The sequence below is a fragment of the Kitasatospora sp. GP30 genome (genome assembly GCF_029892145.1).
In the GTDB taxonomy this organism is placed as follows: domain Bacteria; phylum Actinomycetota; class Actinomycetes; order Streptomycetales; family Streptomycetaceae; genus Kitasatospora; species Kitasatospora acidiphila.
Genome location: NZ_JARZAH010000001.1, coordinates 440,567 through 456,567, shown reverse-complemented (window position 1 = coordinate 456,567; position 16,001 = coordinate 440,567). Strand labels below are relative to the sequence as shown.

The 16,001-nt window shown below is 67.8% G+C and carries 18 protein-coding genes and 1 tRNA gene; 10 read left to right on the top strand and 9 right to left on the bottom strand.

Annotated elements, in window-relative coordinates:
- Positions 1-119 precede the first annotated feature (119 nt).
- Genes P3T35_RS02140 through P3T35_RS02125 form a run of 4 tightly spaced genes read right to left on the bottom strand, consistent with a single transcriptional unit; the run spans position 120 to position 4,601 of the window.
- Positions 120-1,661, bottom strand: a complete 1,542-nt coding sequence (locus P3T35_RS02140; protein WP_101381107.1) for an SCO6880 family protein — start codon at positions 1,659-1,661, stop codon at positions 120-122.
- Positions 1,658-3,472: a hypothetical protein gene (locus tag P3T35_RS02135; protein WP_101381106.1), complete on the bottom strand. Its 1,815-nt coding sequence runs from the start codon at positions 3,470-3,472 to the stop codon at positions 1,658-1,660. Before P3T35_RS02135 ends, P3T35_RS02140 begins: the two co-directional genes overlap by 4 nt.
- Positions 3,473-3,509: 37 nt before the next feature.
- Positions 3,510-4,265 carry a hypothetical protein gene (locus tag P3T35_RS02130; RefSeq protein WP_101381105.1) on the bottom strand — a complete coding sequence of 252 codons (756 nt, stop codon included), beginning with the start codon at positions 4,263-4,265 and terminating at the stop codon, positions 3,510-3,512.
- Between the two features lie 24 nt (positions 4,266-4,289).
- Positions 4,290-4,601 (bottom strand): hypothetical protein, encoded by a 312-nt coding sequence (locus tag P3T35_RS02125; protein WP_101381104.1) that lies wholly within the window; start codon positions 4,599-4,601, stop codon positions 4,290-4,292.
- 314 nt (positions 4,602-4,915) lie between these two features.
- On the opposite strand from P3T35_RS02125, the gene P3T35_RS02120 reads away from it, so the two are divergent.
- The 4 genes from P3T35_RS02120 to P3T35_RS02105 all read left to right on the top strand — a co-directional run bounded on the left by P3T35_RS02120 (position 4,916) and on the right by P3T35_RS02105 (position 8,640).
- On the top strand, positions 4,916-5,395 hold the full coding sequence (locus P3T35_RS02120) for a helix-turn-helix domain-containing protein (protein WP_101385109.1): 480 nt from the start codon (positions 4,916-4,918) through the stop codon (positions 5,393-5,395).
- Between the two features lie 149 nt (positions 5,396-5,544).
- Positions 5,545-6,084: a hypothetical protein gene (locus P3T35_RS02115; RefSeq protein ID WP_101381103.1), complete on the top strand. Its 540-nt coding sequence runs from the start codon at positions 5,545-5,547 to the stop codon at positions 6,082-6,084.
- The gene (locus P3T35_RS02110; RefSeq protein ID WP_101381102.1) at positions 6,077-7,291 is read left to right on the top strand and encodes an MAB_1171c family putative transporter; all 1,215 of its coding nucleotides are present in this window, start codon (positions 6,077-6,079) and stop codon (positions 7,289-7,291) included. Before P3T35_RS02115 ends, P3T35_RS02110 begins: the two co-directional genes overlap by 8 nt.
- 314 nt (positions 7,292-7,605) lie before the next feature.
- Entirely contained in the window at positions 7,606-8,640 is a 1,035-nt protein-coding gene (locus tag P3T35_RS02105; RefSeq protein WP_101381101.1) for a C40 family peptidase, read from the top strand.
- 211 nt (positions 8,641-8,851) lie between these two features.
- Here P3T35_RS02105 and P3T35_RS02100 read toward each other — a convergent pair whose 3' ends face one another.
- On the bottom strand, positions 8,852-9,190 hold the full coding sequence (locus tag P3T35_RS02100) for a hypothetical protein (protein ID WP_143676845.1): 339 nt from the start codon (positions 9,188-9,190) through the stop codon (positions 8,852-8,854).
- A 166-nt stretch (positions 9,191-9,356) separates the two neighbouring features.
- Between P3T35_RS02100 and P3T35_RS02095 the strand changes: the two genes are divergently transcribed.
- Positions 9,357-9,914 carry a hypothetical protein gene (locus tag P3T35_RS02095; protein WP_143676844.1) on the top strand — a complete coding sequence of 186 codons (558 nt, stop codon included), beginning with the start codon at positions 9,357-9,359 and terminating at the stop codon, positions 9,912-9,914.
- Positions 9,915-10,063: 149 nt separating this feature from the next.
- On the opposite strand, the gene P3T35_RS02090 is transcribed toward P3T35_RS02095, so the two are convergent.
- The 3 genes from P3T35_RS02090 to P3T35_RS02080 form a co-directional block, all read right to left on the bottom strand.
- Positions 10,064-10,285, bottom strand: coding sequence for a hypothetical protein (locus P3T35_RS02090; protein ID WP_101381098.1), 222 nt, complete (start codon positions 10,283-10,285; stop codon positions 10,064-10,066).
- Positions 10,286-10,428: 143 nt separating this feature from the next.
- Positions 10,429-10,653, bottom strand: a complete 225-nt coding sequence (locus tag P3T35_RS02085) for an excisionase (RefSeq protein WP_101381097.1) — start codon at positions 10,651-10,653, stop codon at positions 10,429-10,431.
- Positions 10,650-10,844 (bottom strand): helix-turn-helix domain-containing protein, encoded by a 195-nt coding sequence (locus P3T35_RS02080; RefSeq protein ID WP_280703978.1) that lies wholly within the window; start codon positions 10,842-10,844, stop codon positions 10,650-10,652. The genes P3T35_RS02085 and P3T35_RS02080 overlap by 4 nt, the downstream gene beginning before the upstream one ends.
- 309 nt (positions 10,845-11,153) lie before the next feature.
- On the opposite strand from P3T35_RS02080, the gene P3T35_RS02075 reads away from it, so the two are divergent.
- The 3 genes from P3T35_RS02075 to P3T35_RS02065 all read left to right on the top strand — a co-directional run bounded on the left by P3T35_RS02075 (position 11,154) and on the right by P3T35_RS02065 (position 13,827).
- Positions 11,154-11,738 (top strand): hypothetical protein, encoded by a 585-nt coding sequence (locus tag P3T35_RS02075; protein ID WP_180356504.1) that lies wholly within the window; start codon positions 11,154-11,156, stop codon positions 11,736-11,738.
- Between the two features lie 282 nt (positions 11,739-12,020).
- The gene (locus P3T35_RS02070) at positions 12,021-12,404 is read left to right on the top strand and encodes a hypothetical protein (RefSeq protein WP_143676842.1); all 384 of its coding nucleotides are present in this window, start codon (positions 12,021-12,023) and stop codon (positions 12,402-12,404) included.
- A 304-nt stretch (positions 12,405-12,708) separates the two neighbouring features.
- Positions 12,709-13,827 (top strand): site-specific integrase, encoded by a 1,119-nt coding sequence (locus tag P3T35_RS02065; protein WP_280703977.1) that lies wholly within the window; start codon positions 12,709-12,711, stop codon positions 13,825-13,827.
- A gap of 79 nt (positions 13,828-13,906) precedes the next feature.
- Here the strand turns inward: P3T35_RS02065 and P3T35_RS02060 are convergent.
- A tRNA-Thr gene (locus P3T35_RS02060) sits at positions 13,907-13,980 on the bottom strand.
- A gap of 257 nt (positions 13,981-14,237) precedes the next feature.
- Here P3T35_RS02060 and ugpC point away from each other — a divergent pair.
- Positions 14,238-15,329: a sn-glycerol-3-phosphate ABC transporter ATP-binding protein UgpC gene (gene ugpC, locus P3T35_RS02055; protein WP_101381093.1), complete on the top strand. Its 1,092-nt coding sequence runs from the start codon at positions 14,238-14,240 to the stop codon at positions 15,327-15,329.
- A gap of 129 nt (positions 15,330-15,458) precedes the next feature.
- Positions 15,459-15,917, top strand: a complete 459-nt coding sequence (locus P3T35_RS02050; protein WP_101381092.1) for a hypothetical protein — start codon at positions 15,459-15,461, stop codon at positions 15,915-15,917.
- The last annotated feature ends 84 nt before the right edge of the window (positions 15,918-16,001 follow it).

The window sequence follows — 16,001 nt, the reverse complement described above, 5'->3', positions numbered from 1 at the left end:
GACCGGTTCCCGGCGCTGCTTTGGCCTCTGCGTCGCCGCGGGCTTGTGGGTAGGGGCTGGGCGGCCGAGCACGTCGGTCAGGTCGAGAACGGGGAGGTCGGTGTTGCGTCGGCGGAACATCAGGCCACCCGCTTCTTGGGCAGGCCCATGCCGACCGGCAGCGCGCCGACGGCGAAGCCCACGTCCTGGGCGAGCCACATCCGCTGGAGTTCGATCCGGCCTTGGTTGGCGTCGGCTTCCAGGGCCGCGCAGGCGTCTTCGAGGTCGGCGCGGTCGGTGACGGTGACGGTGCAGTAGGCGGTGTAGCGCACCAGGCCGTGGCCGGCAGCACGTTCCTGGTCCTGGGCCTCAGCGTGGCGCAGGGCCTGCTTCTCGGCCTCCGGGATGATCTGACCGGTCTTGTGGCGCATGCTGACTGCGACCTCGCGGGCGGTGCGTTCCTGCATCACCTCGCGTTCGGCAGCGCGGGGACCGCGAGGCTCGATGTGCATGTTGAGGCAGCGACGGTACTTGCCTTCGCCCAGCAGCGGGGCGAGCGCGGTCGAATACACCTTGTTCTTGGGCCAGTTGAGGACGCTGTAGGTGACGGACACGGCACCGTCGTGCTCGTAACGGCCGCGCCAGCTCTCAGCGGCGGACGGGCCCGCCGCTGCCGGGTCGACCCCTGCTTCGAAGGGAACCTCGTGTCCGCGGAACTCCGCGGCGGTGGCCGCCGCCTTCCGCTCTGCGAGCATCCGGCTGCTGTGGGGGTCGAAGGCGGTGCGCAGGACCTCGGCGAGTTCGCGGGGGTTGAGCCAGCTCTCGACCTGAAGGTCCGCGGAGGCTATCGAGGACGTCAGGGCCCGCAGGTGGCGGATCAGAACAGCGGCGGCTCCTGCGTTGCCGCCACCGGCCGCCTTGATGGGGCCGGCTGCGCGGGTGGCGTCCATCGTGATCGCGAGGTATGCCTCGCGCTGGCTGGTGGCCAAGGTGGCTGTGGAGAGCAGCGACTTGGTGATGTCCACCGCGACGTTGGGCGCGTCGGTGGTGACGTGGTCGGTGTGCCAGCGCTGGAGCGCGGCGCCGGACTCCGGGACGAGGCGCTGGAGTGCCTGGATCCGGATGATCGGATTTCCTTCGGTGCACTGGCTGTTGAGCAGCTCGCCCCAGTTGGCCACTCGCTGGTCGCGCCGGTGGGAGTCGACCAGGCCGATGCCGGGGAAGCGCACCTTGGCAACCGCCGTGAACGTGCGGTCGAGCTGGTGGTGGATCACGGCGACCGGGTCGCCGTTACCGCTGTCTGCTTCGAGAATCGCCAGCGGGGCGAGGATGCCGGGCAGGTCCATCTTCGGCTCGTCCGTAGCGGCGTTGCGTGGTGCGAAGGCGCCGGAGAGGAAACGATTCTGCCCGCGGAAGCGGAGGATTTCGAACGACACGAAGGCGACCGCCCATTCATCAACTGTGCGGCCGGCGATCCGGACGTACGCGAGTAGGAAGAGGAGAAGGGACAGGGGCCAGGTCACGATGCCGGCCCGGACGTACGAGATGGCGAACGGCCAGATTGCCGCGAGGACGGCGCCGCCGAGCATGGCGGCTCGCTGGACGCTGAGGCCGAAGAGGAAGGCGACCTTCTCCGGTTGCCACCCGAAGTACGTGCGAGCGGGGGCTGTCTGGCTAGTCACGACTTGTCGCCTCCTTCGGGCTGGTCAGGGTTGGTGATGGCGGGCGGGGCGGGCGGCGCGGTGGGGCGCTCGGCCGGAGCCGCGTCGGGCTGTGCCGGACGGGCGCGGTCGACCGGGGCGGTTGCTGGGGTGGGTGCCACCTGTTCCTGGGCGGCTACGGGTCGCGAACTGGGCGCTGGCCGCGTCGCGTTGAGCGGAGCTGCACCGGAGGTCGGCCTGGCCGTGGGGGCTGGTGGCTGCGCCGGTGCGGACGTCACCGGACCGGACCCGCCGGGTGCGGTACCCGCGGTGGCTGGCTGGGGTGTCCTCGGCGAGGAGCCCGCTGCCGGGCCGGCCTGCGGGGCCGGGCCTGCCTGGGGTGCGACGCTGGCCGCCGGGGTGGTGGCGGCGGGCGGCCCTGCGGGCACAGGGGACATCTCGATCGTGGGCGGGTCGCTGCGCGGAGCACCGGTGACCGGGAGGTCCGGGGTGGTGTCCTGGAGCGCCTGTGGGTGGTCGGCCTGCTGACCGGCCGGCTCTGCCTGCGGCTCCTGGGGGCTTGGCGCGTCCGGCTGGTTCGGCTGGGCTCCGCGGGCGGGCAGCGGCGCTCCCGCGTGGCGGTTGACGTACCCGGCTGGCTGGGCCGCGTACGGATTCGCGCCCTGCACACCCGCGTGTCCGGCCATCTTCTCCATGCCGCCAGCAAGGCTGTTGACCGCCTGCTGGGCGAGCTTCACACCGGCAGCGGCGACCAGGCCGACCGGGCCAGCAGCGGCACCGGCGCCTCCTGCCGCCGCACCCGCACCTCCGGCGCCACCGGAAGCGGCTCCACCGGCAGCGCCTCCGCCCTTTCCAGCGAAGCTGCTCATCGTGCGGCTGGCGCTCTCCTGGCCGAAGGTGTCCGGCGAGGGGCCGGACGCCGGCCCGCCGGCCGAGCTAAGACGGCCTCCGGCGAATCCGAGCAGCGCGGCCAGTCCCGCGCCGCCGCCGACCTGGACGCTGGCGAAGGTGAAGAACCTGGCGATGGAAGGCCAGGCCAAGGCTGCGAGCAACAGCACGAGCATGCCGGAGAGCGTGGTGGACAAGTCCTGCGAGTCACCGGCCATCCCGAAGCCGAGTGCGAAGACCAAGGCCACGATGGGCTTGAGGATGATCAGCTGGACGGTGGAGCTGACCAGCTTGGTCCACCAGGACTTCGTGGACTCGGAGACCTGGCCGGCCGCCGAGATCGGCGAGGTGGCGATCAGCACGGCGATGGCCGCGTTGCGCATCAGCATCTCGAACCACAAGACGATGGTGAGCAGGATGCCGAGGATCGCGAAGATCAACAACAGGGACGAGCTGTTGCCCGGACTCCACGCGATCAGCTTGGCGATCTTGTCACTGAACGCCTGCTGGCTGTCGAAGGTGGAATCAACGATGAACTTGGTGACCTCGTCGCTCGCGACCAGCGCGGTGGAGGCGATCGTCAGGGTGAGCATGAAGGCGAGTGCCGCCTTGCCGACGCCGACGAGGGCGGTGGCCATGGCGGAACCGTCGTGCGTGACGGCGGTCCGGATCACCTGGCCGATGAGGAGAAGCGAAGCGACCAGGCTCGCCAGCCCCAGGGATATCGCGTAGACGCTGCGGATCCCGTGGGAGGTGAGGTCGATCGGGGGGATCTTGACGAAGGCGTTCGCGAACGCCTTGAGGACCTCGGTGCACGCGTCGGCGAAGGACTTGCAGATGGAGTCCCAGGCCGAGGACGCCAAGCTGCTCACAGCGTCGCCGCCGAGCCCGCTGAGGACGGGGCCGGTGACGCAGCTGACGGGGTCGCTCAGACCGCAGGGCATGTCGTCTCCCGGCTGTTGATCTGCATGCGGGCCGGGGTCATTGCTTCAGCTCCTGCCAGCCGTAGGCCGATGCCTGGACGGACCCTGGCTCGGCGACGAGGCTGCTGTAGTCGGTGGTGTCGTTTCCGGAGGGGGCTGGGATCTTCCAGTCGCCGGAGGTCGCCCAGTGCAGCTGGAGCGGGTAGACCCCCATGCGCGTCTGCGGACCCTGCGAGGGCGAGCTGGTGGTGTACGTGGCCAGCAGCAGCACCTGGACGTTGTCGGCGGAGACCGAGCGCAGCTGGTACTCGACGGGTGCAAGGATCACCGTGGCGCCCGCCGGAGCGGGGCCGTCTGCGGCCACGCCGAGCGCCTTGCGGGCACTGATGGGCCCGGCGGCCAGCTGCTGCGGGGCATCCGACCACGAAGGATCGGCGACCAGTCGGCCGACGGCGGCGGCTCGGTCGGGGTCGAGGGTGGAGCCGATCTGGCGCCAGTACTCGACGGCGGCGGAGACAGCGCCGATCATGGAGTGGGGGTAGCCGATGGAGACCCCGTTGATCAGCTTGTTGCCCTGGACGAGTTGCAGCGGTCCGGTGTTGCCAGGGGCAGGCGATCCGCTCGGGTTGACTCCGGTGACCGAGCCGGGCGGTGGGATCGCGGCCGGCGGGGCGTAGCTCCGGGGCCCGTGGGGCCCGCTGCCGGACTCGATCGCTACGCCGACGGCGACGAAGACCAGAAGGCCGACGACCGCGAGAAGGAGGAGCGGGAGAACCCGGCGGCGCGGGCGGTGATCGAGGAATTGGTTGCTCATCGGATGCTCGCAGAAGCGTTTCTTCTACGCCGCTGCGCCGAAGACGGTGTTGACCACCGGGATCGCGCAGGCGGTGACGATGACGCCGCCCAGGGACCAGACCAGGGCCCTCTTGCCCTTCTCCGCACTGTCCGGCCGGTTGCTGAGGTGGCCGACACCCATGAGTCCGCCGGAGACGACGGCGGCTATCGCACATGCGATCAGCGCTCCCCACTTCGCGTAGGAGAGCAGCAGGTTCGCGCCCTTCGAGCCGTTCGTCGGGTCGGCCGGTGCGGGATTCTGGATATCGGCGAGCAGGATGTGCGCCGACTGGGCAAGGTGCAGAGACGTGGACAAACCGGGCTCCTATTTCGGGCGCGCCGCTGCTCGGCGAGGCCGGCTCGGCTACGGGAAGTCGCCTCCGCGATGAGCGGACAGGCGGACGGTGAGGGAATCGCCCGCTTGCTTCGAGGTACGCGCTGAACTGCTGCGATTTACTCTGGCTAACGAGGTGATGAGCAAAGATACGCAGGAGTGAATGCCATCCGTCAACCAGAATCACTGTGACCAGCCTCACGCCACCACTCTCCGTTTACAGTGGCTAATGGGTGTCACTGTGCGCGACCATGAGGGGTCGTCATATTCACATGCAAAGGGGGGCCGCCAAGGCCATGACCGACGAAGAAGCCCCGAACGACGAACAGACCCCGGAGCAGAACCAGCCCAGCACGATCGCCGCCCGGCTTGAGCACCTGTTCAAGGTCGTCCACCCCGCCGACCGCGGCCCTTACAGCAATGCGGAGGTCGCGGAGCGGATCAACGCCGATGCCGGCGAACAGGTTCTCTCCGCCACCTACCTGTGGCAGCTGAAGACGGGCAAGCGGACCGACCCGACCCACAGCCGGCTCACTGCCATCGCCAAGTTCTTCGGCGTCTCGCCGATGTACTTCTACGAGGACGAGGCGGCCGAGCGCACCAACGAGCAGCTGAAGGTCCTCTCGGCCCTGCGCGACGAAGGGGTGCGACAGCTGGTCCTGCGTGCGGACGGCCTCTCACCGCGCGGGCTGGCCGGGATCGCGCAGATGATCGAGGCGGCACGGACCGTAGAGGGGCTGCCCGACGGTGGTGACGGAGAGCAACCGGACGAGTGACGCTCACCACTCACCGAATCATCACAGTTCAACACCGTTGACCAACACATTGCGATCGTTCGCATACGCTGACTGGCGTCCGGGTGAAGAGCCCCGGTTAGGTGCCACTGCTTTGACCTGAAGCTTCGGCTTCAACGGGAAGGCTTGTCATGCGCGAGTTGAGGCGATTGCGCGCGTCCTGCTACGAGCAGGTCAGAGGGCTGCCTGTACCGCAGCCCTTCGACCTGCCGCAGTTCCTTGCGTCGGTTGGCGTGCAGCGTGGTCGGCACATCCGGCTCGTCCTCGTGCCGGGACTGGCAGCAGGTGACGGGTTTCCCAATGGCTGGTGGGCCAAGCTGGACCACGAAGACCAGATATACGTCGAGCACGACACCTCTCCGCTTCACCGTGCGGTGATCGCCCTTCACGAGGTCGGTCACATGCTCTGTGGCCACTCCCCCGACGCGGTTCTCGACACGGCGGTCCTGCGCCAGGCCCTCCCCGATCTTGAGCCGGCAGCTCTCGCGCACATGTTCGCGACCCGGCACGGCTACTCCAAGCTCGAAGAGCGGCAAGCCGAGATGGTCGCCGCGCTTCTGATCGAACGGGCCGGGATCGGCCACGTTCGGGTGGACGGCAAGCCCTCCAAGCTCATCGACCGCCTTGGCGAAGCGCTCGGCCACCCGCTGCGGGACGAGCGCTGTGGTTGAGCACATCGCCATCGCCCTCCTCTGGCTGATGGTGCTCTGGCGACTGCCCTGTGCCCGACGCTCACCGATCAAGCGTTCCCTCTGGTGGGCACTGCTCTGGCTCGCTCTGGCACTGACCGCTCACCTGCCGTCCTCGATCGCGGCCACCGATCACTTCGCCGGCATCGCCAACCTGTCCGGGCTGATCTTCTACAGCCTGGGCATCTGCTCGGGAGCGGCGATGCTGGACTGGGTCGGCGCGGTGAGCCCAGCAGCGAGAGCACACTCGATGCTCCGCTTCCGGCGACCGCTGGCGGCAGCCTCGATCGGGCTGCTCGCCGCGCTATTCGTGGCCGCCCCTCGCGCGGAGGCGCGCGAGTTCGTGGTGGCGGCCGAGGGCGACAAGGCCGCGATCCTCGCCGTAGGGATCTTCGAGGTCTACTTCGGCTATGCCATGATCGCGGCAAGCCGCATGCTGAGGGCTGCCTTGGGGCAAGCCGCTTCGCGCTGCTTGAACTCGGGCGTATGGCTCATGCTGGCCGGAACGCTGGCCGGGTCGCTGTTCGCGGTAGGGCGGTGCGCGCTCTTCACGGCCTGGCTGGTCGGGTTTCGAGTGCCCGGTGGGAACAATCTCGCGCTCGTCGTCACCCGGGCGCCGTTGATCCTCGCGGTCCTGCTGATGGTGCTCGGCATCTCTGTGCCGACGGTGGAAGCAGGACTCCACGGCCTGGCAAAGCTTCGGAGTCTGCTTGCCCTGCGACCGCTCTGGAGCGAGCTGACCACCGCGGCACCTGGCGTCGTCCTCGGCACACCGCCGACCCTGCTCCATGACCTCGCCGGGGTCCGCTACCTCAGCATCCGGCTGCTGCGGCGAACCATCGAGATCAGGGATGCCTCGCTGCTACTGCGCGGACACATCAGCTGCAAGGAGTGGCAGGAGATCAGGTCGAGCCTGTCTGCGGCCGGCCTGCGCGACGACGACTTCGAGGCGGCAGCACAGGCAGTGTGGATTGGACTGGGCCTGCAAGCCCGGGGACGCGGTGCCGCCCCACACGAGGGCCCTGCGAACCTCCCTCCCCATGGGGCCGCCGAGCTGACTGATGAGGCCCGGTGGTTGCGACGAGTCGCTGCCGCCAGAAGGTCTACGGCCGTGCGGGATTCCCTAGCAGCCCTCGAACACCGCCGCGACCATGCTCCGCTCCCGTCGATCAGTTCCGCGCTCCACTGAAGCCCGGCGCGGAGCCGAATTGAGCGGTCCTCGTTGCAGCTGATCGAGCCTCGGGCGGTGGCCCCTGTGCTCGAACACCTTCCCGCGCACCGGCGGTCGCACAGCCGCAGCCGCGCGGCCTGCGGGAGGCCAACAGGGACCCCTCTTCACTCCAGCTGATATGTAGTCCAGCTCACAGCAACTTTGGCTGCCTAGGGCTATCAACTTGAGCTTATGGTTGGCAAAGCTCAAATCAGCTGAAGTAAATTCTCCCGAGCCGACCAGCTCTTGCCTCCGGGCAGCTGCACCTCGGGCCCGGTCCGCAGGGGTGGTCCATGAAGAAACTCGTGCAGGTCTGCGCCGCGGGCGCTGCCGTCCCGTTCGGCCTCGTGATCTGCATCGCCCTTACGGCCGGCGGCGCTTCGGCCGTGAGCCCCAACCTCAACCTTGGGGGCCTTGGCTGCGTGACACCCGTAGCACCAGGGACGGTCACCGCAGATGGCCAGGCACTGACCAGCGAACAGATCAACAACGCCACGATCATCTACCAGGTCGCCAACGGCCTTGGTCTCCCCCCGCAGGCAGCGGTAGTCGCCATCGCGACCGCGATGCAGGAGAGCAGCCTGATCAACAGGCCGGACGGCGACCTCGATTCCGTTGGGCTGTTCCAGCAGCGTCCGTCGCAAGGGTGGGGTTCTCCGGCCCAGCTCGTTGACCCGGTCTACGCCTCGAAGGCGTTCTACGCGGCCTTGGTGAAGGTACCCGGCTGGGAGGCCCTTTCAGTGGCGCAGGCCGCCCAGCGCGTGCAAGGAAGCCTCTATCCGGACGCCTACGCGAAGTGGGCGGACTTGGCGAAGCAGCTGGTCGGAACAGTGAGCGGTGGAGCGGCGAACTGCGCGGGCGCCACCGGAGACGGCGACGGCCAGGCGATCACCAACCCAGTCGCCCTCCCGGCCGGCTTCTCCCTACCGACAGGTACGCCGGTGCAGGTCGTCACGGCGATCCAGTTCGGCGTCAGCAAGCTCGGCATGCCGTACCAGTGGGGCGGCACCGGAGATCCGAGCTACGACTGCTCCGGACTGATGATGCGCGCATACGAGGCGGCCGGGATCACGATCGACCGCACCACGTACGAGCAGGTGTACAACGGAACACCGGTCTACTCGGCCAGCCAGCTCAAGCCCGGCGACCTGATCTTCACGGCCGGCTCCGACGGCACGCCCACGCTTCCGGGTCACGTCGGCATGTATCTGGGGTCCGACCTTGTCCTTGACGCACCACGCACGGGCAAGGACATCCAGATCACCCACTTCACAGGCGGGTACTGGGACGCCCAAGCGGTAGCTTTCCGCCGAATCGTCCCGTCCTGATGCAGTTTCCGCCGTTTGCGACAACTCAACCGGACCGGGGTTCCGCAACCGCAGCCCGCTGTCCTTCCTGCTAGCTACCCTCGCTGTCTCGGCCCGCCGGATCGAGATCCCTCTCCCGTGCGCACCGCACAGGGTCAGCGAGGTCGGCTAGCGGGGCGCCCTCCGCGATGGAACTGGCACCGTTCGGTGGTCGCAAGCCGAGAAGACAGGCTCACCGGCGCAGAGCAGAGCGCCACAGCCCGAACAAGATCACTGCGCCCGCCGCCAGGACTACCGTGATGGGCTCCTGCATCCAGCGGGTGTCCGGTGCCGTGCGGCACAGAATCAGCGACACCGCCGTGCCAGCAGCCCAAGCGACCCAGTAGCCGTAGCGTTGCCGACCAGTGATTCGCCAGGCGACCGCCGCGGCGCTCATCACCAGGCCGGCAGACGGCCAGAACAGCCAGGGCGAGCCCAACAGTGCCAGGGCTGCGCAGATCACGGCGCCGCCCGCCAGGCCAAGTACCTGGTGGAGATGCTGACGCAGTTCCACCTCGCGGGTCTGCCCCACGCTCGTCTCCTTTCGGATGTTCCGCCACGGGACCATCCTCGCCAGCCCCAAGTGTCACACCCTTGCCGAGATCCAATGGTGCGGAGGATGCTCCAGACCATTTGACAGATATGCCCTCGCCTGTGTCCAATGATGCGGAGATATATCCACACCATTGGGGGCTGACGTGACGAAAATGCCGGACCTGGACGAGCTGGTCAAGTTGCTGGATCAGGTTGAGCAGGAGCAGCAAGGGCTGCGCGGCAAGCACGCGCACCTCATGCGCTCGATCGTCCACAAGGCCGGCGGCGTGAACCAGGCCGCGGAGTTGCTCGGCCTCGACCCCAAGACTGTCCGGGCGCGCCAGCGGGCAGCCGGCCTGGCGCTGGTGCTCTACCGCGGCTCCAACACAGCGAAGGTCGACCTTGACGGCCGGGTGTACGGAGAGACCGGCCTGGACGAGGCCAGCGAGGCGCAGCGGGAGGCGGACCGGAAGTGGTTCAACCTAGCCCGGACCAACGAGGGGCTGCTGCACCTGGTCGTCTACGTCGCTGATGGCAGGCTGGTACGCGCCCGTGACGTCGAGGGCAAGTGGGAGTGGAACGAGGACGGCAAGGCCGCCCTGCCGGTCGGCCCCCCGCTCACCTCGGCCGAGTTGGCGCAGAAGTACCCGACGTTCCCGTTCGCCATCGGCCACGAGCTGCCCATGGTCCGCGGCAAGATCCGCGAGTACGTCACCCTGTAGACCCGCGCGAGGGAAGGGGCATGAAGAGGGGCCGGGGCGCAACCCTCCTCCGCATCATCGCGAACCGCTGCCGCCCCGTTTGGCCAAGGCAGAAGGCCGGTGGGCCTCACCGTTGAACGGTGAGGCCCACCGGCCTTCTGCCTTGGCGCTCACTCCCTTGCGAGCGTTCCCCTGTCCGTCGCGGCCCACTCGGCTGGGCTCGGCGCCCCATCCGAGGACGGCCACTCCACCCGCACTTCTCCGGGACGGACGTCCATGATCAGGCCGCGAAGATACCGGCCGGAGCCGTCCTTGGTGGTCGATATCCAGTGACGGCCGATCCAGGCGTTCGGCGGCTGCTCGACGTAGCGGTCGTGGGTGAAGTTCTGCATGTTGATCTCCTGCGGTGACTGGGCTTTGGACTTCCGGGCCGTACTGACTGGAGACGGGGGCCGTCACGGAGGACGGGGTGGCCGGGAGGCTTCACCCAGCCCCGTCGGACAGCCCACGGTCAGCGGGGCCGCTCCGCCGGGGGTCATCGCGCCTCCCCGTTCCAGCCACGACTGTCACGCGTCAGGCCGGTCGTCGCCCACAGCCGCACGTCGGCCGGCCGGTACCGCCGGACTTCGTCCTCGATGTACTTAGGGCCGATGCCGGCCGTGCCCAGATCCCGAAGCTCCGCGGCCGTGATGCCGAGATAGGAGGCCGCGTCCTCCACGGACCACCAGGGGCGGCGAACTGTGCTAACCGATCGCTTCATCGCGCGCTCCCCGCGTCGGAGGAACGGGTTTCCAGCCACTGCTGCACATCGCGCGGGTCGTACCGCCGGTGCCTGCCCACCTTGAAGGAGCGCGGGCCGGTGCCCTTCCAGTTCATCTGGTAGATCGACTGCGTTGGCACGCCCAGGAACTCCGCGAGTTCCTTCAAGGTCCACAACCTGTCCGTACTCATGAGTACACGTCTCATCTCGTTCGTCATTTCGGCGAATGCAGTCGCCGTTTGAACAACCGGGATCAGCATCGTGCGTCGTCGGCCGAGTTGTCAATACGACTTCAGCATTCGCCGAATCGGCGAACACGTTCCATGGCCCTGCCGCCACACAGGCAGGGATCACTCCCAGAGGGAGCCGATCGCCGAATCGACGCGCTCGGCCCTCCTGTGGAGTCGCCGATTGCGCGATCGAGAGATGATGAGTAGAGTCGCCGATACGACGAGCAAGGAGGCCAGATGTCGAGCGGCTCAGCTCCACCGACCCTGTCGGTGAGCGACGCGGCAGCACTCCGACTCCGGGATGCCCGGACTAGGCGCGGGTGGACCACGAAGCAGCTGGCAGCCGCATGCGCCGAAGCCGGAGCCACCAAGCTCACGTTCGCTGTGCTGAACAACATCGAGACCGGGCGCCGGGACGCGAATGGTGTTCGGAAACGCGAGTTGACCCTTGACGAAGTCGTGGCCCTAGCGGTGGTGCTGGACATCTCGCCCATCCACCTGATGGGACTGCCTGACGACGCGGAGCCGGGGACAGCTCTCCTGCTGACCTCCGAAAGGACGGTCAGCGACCGCGAGTTGCTGCTGGACTGGATTCGCGGGCAACGAGCGTTGCCCGAGACCGACTCCCGCCAGTTCTACTCAGCGGCCGTCCAGCAGATGCCACCCCCAGATGACAAGCAGTCGATCGCCGAGCTCACACGGTCCGTACTTCAGGACCGGGCCGCGGAGTTGACGACTTCGTTCAACCAGGAGATGGCGGCGACCTTGGAGAAGATCACCGCTGCCGTCGAGGCCGGCGCAAGCCCGGAGGACCTCGCGGCTCTGGTGCGGCGACGCGGGGAAACCGACACCTAGTCGGCCGCAGCATCAAGCAGGCGCGCGGCACCGCCGCGACGCCATTTCAGAGAACCCGATTGCGGAATCACCCGATCCCGCACACGTACGGGCAGAGAAGAGGAAGAGTCATGACATGCACACACCAGAGATTGGCACCACGCTATGCCTACCGCACGCATCGAGGACCGCGCTAAGCACGCGGACTACCAGAAGGCCGTCGAACGCGCCCGCGCAGCCGGCCGCACCCCGCCGGGGCGCTTTCGCGTCCGCTGGCGCGACGAGACAGGTTCCCTCCGCAGCTTGACCGTAGCGACCCGGCACCTAGCGATGGTTGCGCGAGCCGATCTCGCCTACGGCTGGGCACCGTTGACGCTAGACCGCCTGGTCGACATGTGGGCCGCAGTGCCGGTGGAGGCAAGGCGCCCCGGGCCGCCACGGCTGCCCAACCGCAAGCCGCTCGACCTGCACCTGCTGCCACGCCACGGGGGCAAGCTCGCCGTCACCATCACCCGAGCAGACGTTGAGCGTCTGGTGCTGGCGCTTCGCGCCGATCATGACCTGAGCCCGTTCGCGATCAACGAGGTCATCGCAACCCTCAAGCGTGCCTTGGAGTTTGGCGTCCGACGCGGACACCTGCCCAGCAACCCTGCACTCGGCGTTCGACCGATCCCACGGCCAGCCTGACACCGCCCTCTGGCCCCACCCAGCTGCCCGAGGCGATCGCTACTCCGGCGCGGCTCGCGGGCCCTGATAAACCATGCAACCCGAAACGCGGCAGAAGCCGCTCATTCAAACGGGCAGAAAGAAGGAATGGACATGACCATGCACATTGCGAGCAAGACCCAGGTGATATATGTCCCGCGTGTGGATAGAAGACCGCATTAACCACGCCGCATACAAGAAGTCCGCCGCAAAGGCGAAGTCGACCGGGCGTAAGCCTCCGGGTCGATTCCGGGTTCGCTGGTATGACCCAAGCGGAAAGCCTCGAATGCTCACCTTCCTTCGGAAGGTGGACGCCGAATCCAAGCGAACCGAAGTCGAGAGCTCTCTTGGCCTCGGGACGTACCGAGACCCTCGGGCTGGACGAACCAAGCTGGCCGAGATTGCCGAAGCCTGGATCGCCTCTAAGGTCGATCTCCGCCGATCGAGCCGTGCCCGGTACCGGGGCGTCCTGGATCTCCACGTCATTCCCCGCTGGGGCACCACCGCAGTTGCCGATGTGCAGCACGAAGACATCGTGACCTGGCTGGGCAACATCATGGCGGACTCCGTGGCCGCTGGCTCACCACTGAGCGCAGCGACCATCAGGAAGATCTGGGTCGTCATTAAGGGCGTCCTCGGATTCGCAGTACGGACAAAGAAGATTGCGCACAACCCCGCTATCGGGGTTCCGCTTCCCCGCTACACTCCCGCCGAACACATCTACTTGACGGATGTACAGGTGGAGGCGCTTGCGGAAGCCTGTGCTGAATATCGGCCTCTCATTCTCTTCCTTGCCTACACCGGCGTCCGATGGGGTGAGGCGACCGCCGTTCAGATCAAGCATGTTGATCTGAAGACCAGACGGGTTCGAATCGCCCAAGCGTGGGGTTCCGACAAAGGCAAGCTCTATCTTGAGGACAGCCCCAAGAATCACGAGCGAAGGTCGGTTCCCATCCCGGCCTTCTTGGTGAAGGAGCTGGCGCTTGTCATCGCGGAGAGGGACCCGGAGGAATATCTTTTCACTGCTCCGCGGGGCGGTGTACTGATGTACCGGAATTTCATGCGCCGACACTTCAAGGGCGCCCTGGTAACGGCCGGCCTGGGCTCCATGGGAATCACCCTGCATAAGCTCCGGCACACTGCGGCCTCGCTGGCGATTGCCAGCGGAGCCGACGTCAAGGTGGTTCAGACCATGCTCGGCCACAAGACCGCGACGCTGACCCTGGACACGTACGGTCACCTCTGGCCTGACCGCCTGGACGAGGTCTCCGACCGTCTCGACGCCCAGCGGACCAAGGCGCTGGAGAAGGCCAGGAAGAAGGCCGAGAAGGCGGCGCGGAAGGCTCGGGAGCTTGCCGAGCAACTGGCGGCCCTGGAGTCGGGCGGGCTGGCCGCTGCGGCCTGATGTGTGCTGAATGTGTGCTGCAACGTCAGAGGCCCTTCCGTCGTCTCGACGGAAGGGCCTCCGACCAGGGAGTTTGTCGAGCCCCCCGGCCCGATCCGGGCGTTGAGCACCGCCTTACAAGAGCGGTGCTCTGGCCAGCTGAGCTAAGGAGGCATGGTGACCGTCCGCAGCGAGCCACGGCGGCACCGGGTGGCAGTCTACCGGGGAAGGTGGGGCGGCGGTGGCGGATTCGGGGTGTGATCGGACTGGTATCCGATTGGTGGGGAGGTGGGGGCTGACAGAGAGGTGAGGCGGCAGGTAGCCTCAGCCGGAGCCGTTGCCGTGTGGTACAGACCACATCGGGGCGGCGGACAACCCAGCCTTTACTCGGATCGTCCGGCACGTTCCTGCCGGTGAAGGAGAGCACCATCATGGCTTCTGTCACCTATGACAAGGCGACCCGTCTGTACCCGGGCGGCACCAAGCCCGCGGTCGACGCCCTGGACCTGCACATCGAGGACGGCGAGTTCCTGGTGCTGGTCGGCCCCTCGGGCTGCGGCAAGTCGACCAGCCTGCGGATGCTGGCCGGCCTGGAGGACGTCAACGGCGGCGCCATCCGGATCGGCGACCGCGACGTGACCAACCTGCCGCCGAAGGACCGGGACATCGCGATGGTGTTCCAGAACTACGCGCTCTACCCGCACATGACCGTCGCCGACAACATGGGCTTCGCCCTCAAGATCGCCGGCGTCAACAAGGCGGAGATCCGCAAGAAGGTCGAGGAAGCCGCCAAGATCCTCGACCTCACCGAGTACCTGGACCGCAAGCCCAAGGCGCTCTCCGGTGGCCAGCGCCAGCGCGTCGCGATGGGCCGTGCGATCGTCCGCGAGCCGCAGGTCTTCCTGATGGACGAGCCGCTCTCCAACCTGGACGCCAAGCTGCGCGTCTCCACCCGCACCCAGATCGCCGGCCTCCAGCGCCGCCTGGGCATCACCACGGTCTACGTGACGCACGACCAGACCGAGGCCATGACCATGGGCGACCGGGTCGCGGTGCTCAAGGACGGCCTGCTGCAGCAGGTCGACACCCCGCGCCGGATGTACGACAAGCCCGCCAACGTCTTCGTGGCCGGCTTCATCGGCTCGCCCGCGATGAACCTGATCGACGTTCCGCTGGTGGACGGCGGCGTGAAGTTCGGCGGCTCGGTGATCAACATCGACCGCGAGCAGCTGGCCGGGGCCGGCAGCGACAAGAACGTGACCGTCGGCATCCGTCCGGAGCACTTCCAGATCGTGTCGGAGGGCGGCATCGAGGGCGTGGCCGTCACCGTCAACGTGGTCGAGGAGCTCGGCGCGGACGGCTTCGTCTACGGCACCACCGTGGTCGGCGGCGAGGACAAGGACATCGTGGTGCGGGTCAACGGCCGCCAGGTGCCGCAGAAGGGCGAGACCATCCACGTGGTCCCGGCCGGCGGCGAGACGCACGTCTTCTCCACCAGCACCGGCGCCCGACTCAGCAACTGATTCGGCGTCATCTCCGGTCGAACGCACGCCTGAGCCCCGTCGGACGGATGTCCGACGGGGCTCGGATGTTGTCACTCATCCGTGTGACGGAGTGTCGGCAAACCCTCACGCGGCGCTACCCTCACTGGCGTGAAGCAGCTCGTGCGCCGCATCGGCCAGACCATCGCCCTCACGCTGCCCGTGGTCCTGGTGACCACCGGCACGCTCGCCGTGACCCGGGTCGCCTGGGCCCCGCCGACCAGTGACGACCAGCAGGTGGTCGCCGCTTCCAGCGGCACCGCACCGGGCATCGGAAAGGTCGGCGCCGGCACCGGCACCGGAAGCGCCGCCGGCCACGGGTCACTCACCCCGGTGGACGCGCTCCGCACCGACCTGCTCTCCGAGCTGCGCTCCCAGGGCGCGCCCGCGGCGCTGGACCTGCTGGAGCGCAGCATGCAGCAGCAGCCCTCGCTGACGCCCTACTGCACCACGCTGGCCAAGGAGTTGGGCCAGGCCACGGTGAAGCTGTACCAGGGCGATGTGCAGCGGGCCCGGTCCTTCGCCCGCCCGGTCTGCGACGGCTCCTTCGCTGCCGGCCTGCAGGGCTGAACCGAAGCAGGGGCCGCCATCCCACGGGCCCTGCCAGGCTGAACCCGCAGCGCCAGGAGGGCCGCTCCCGCGAGCCCTGAAAGG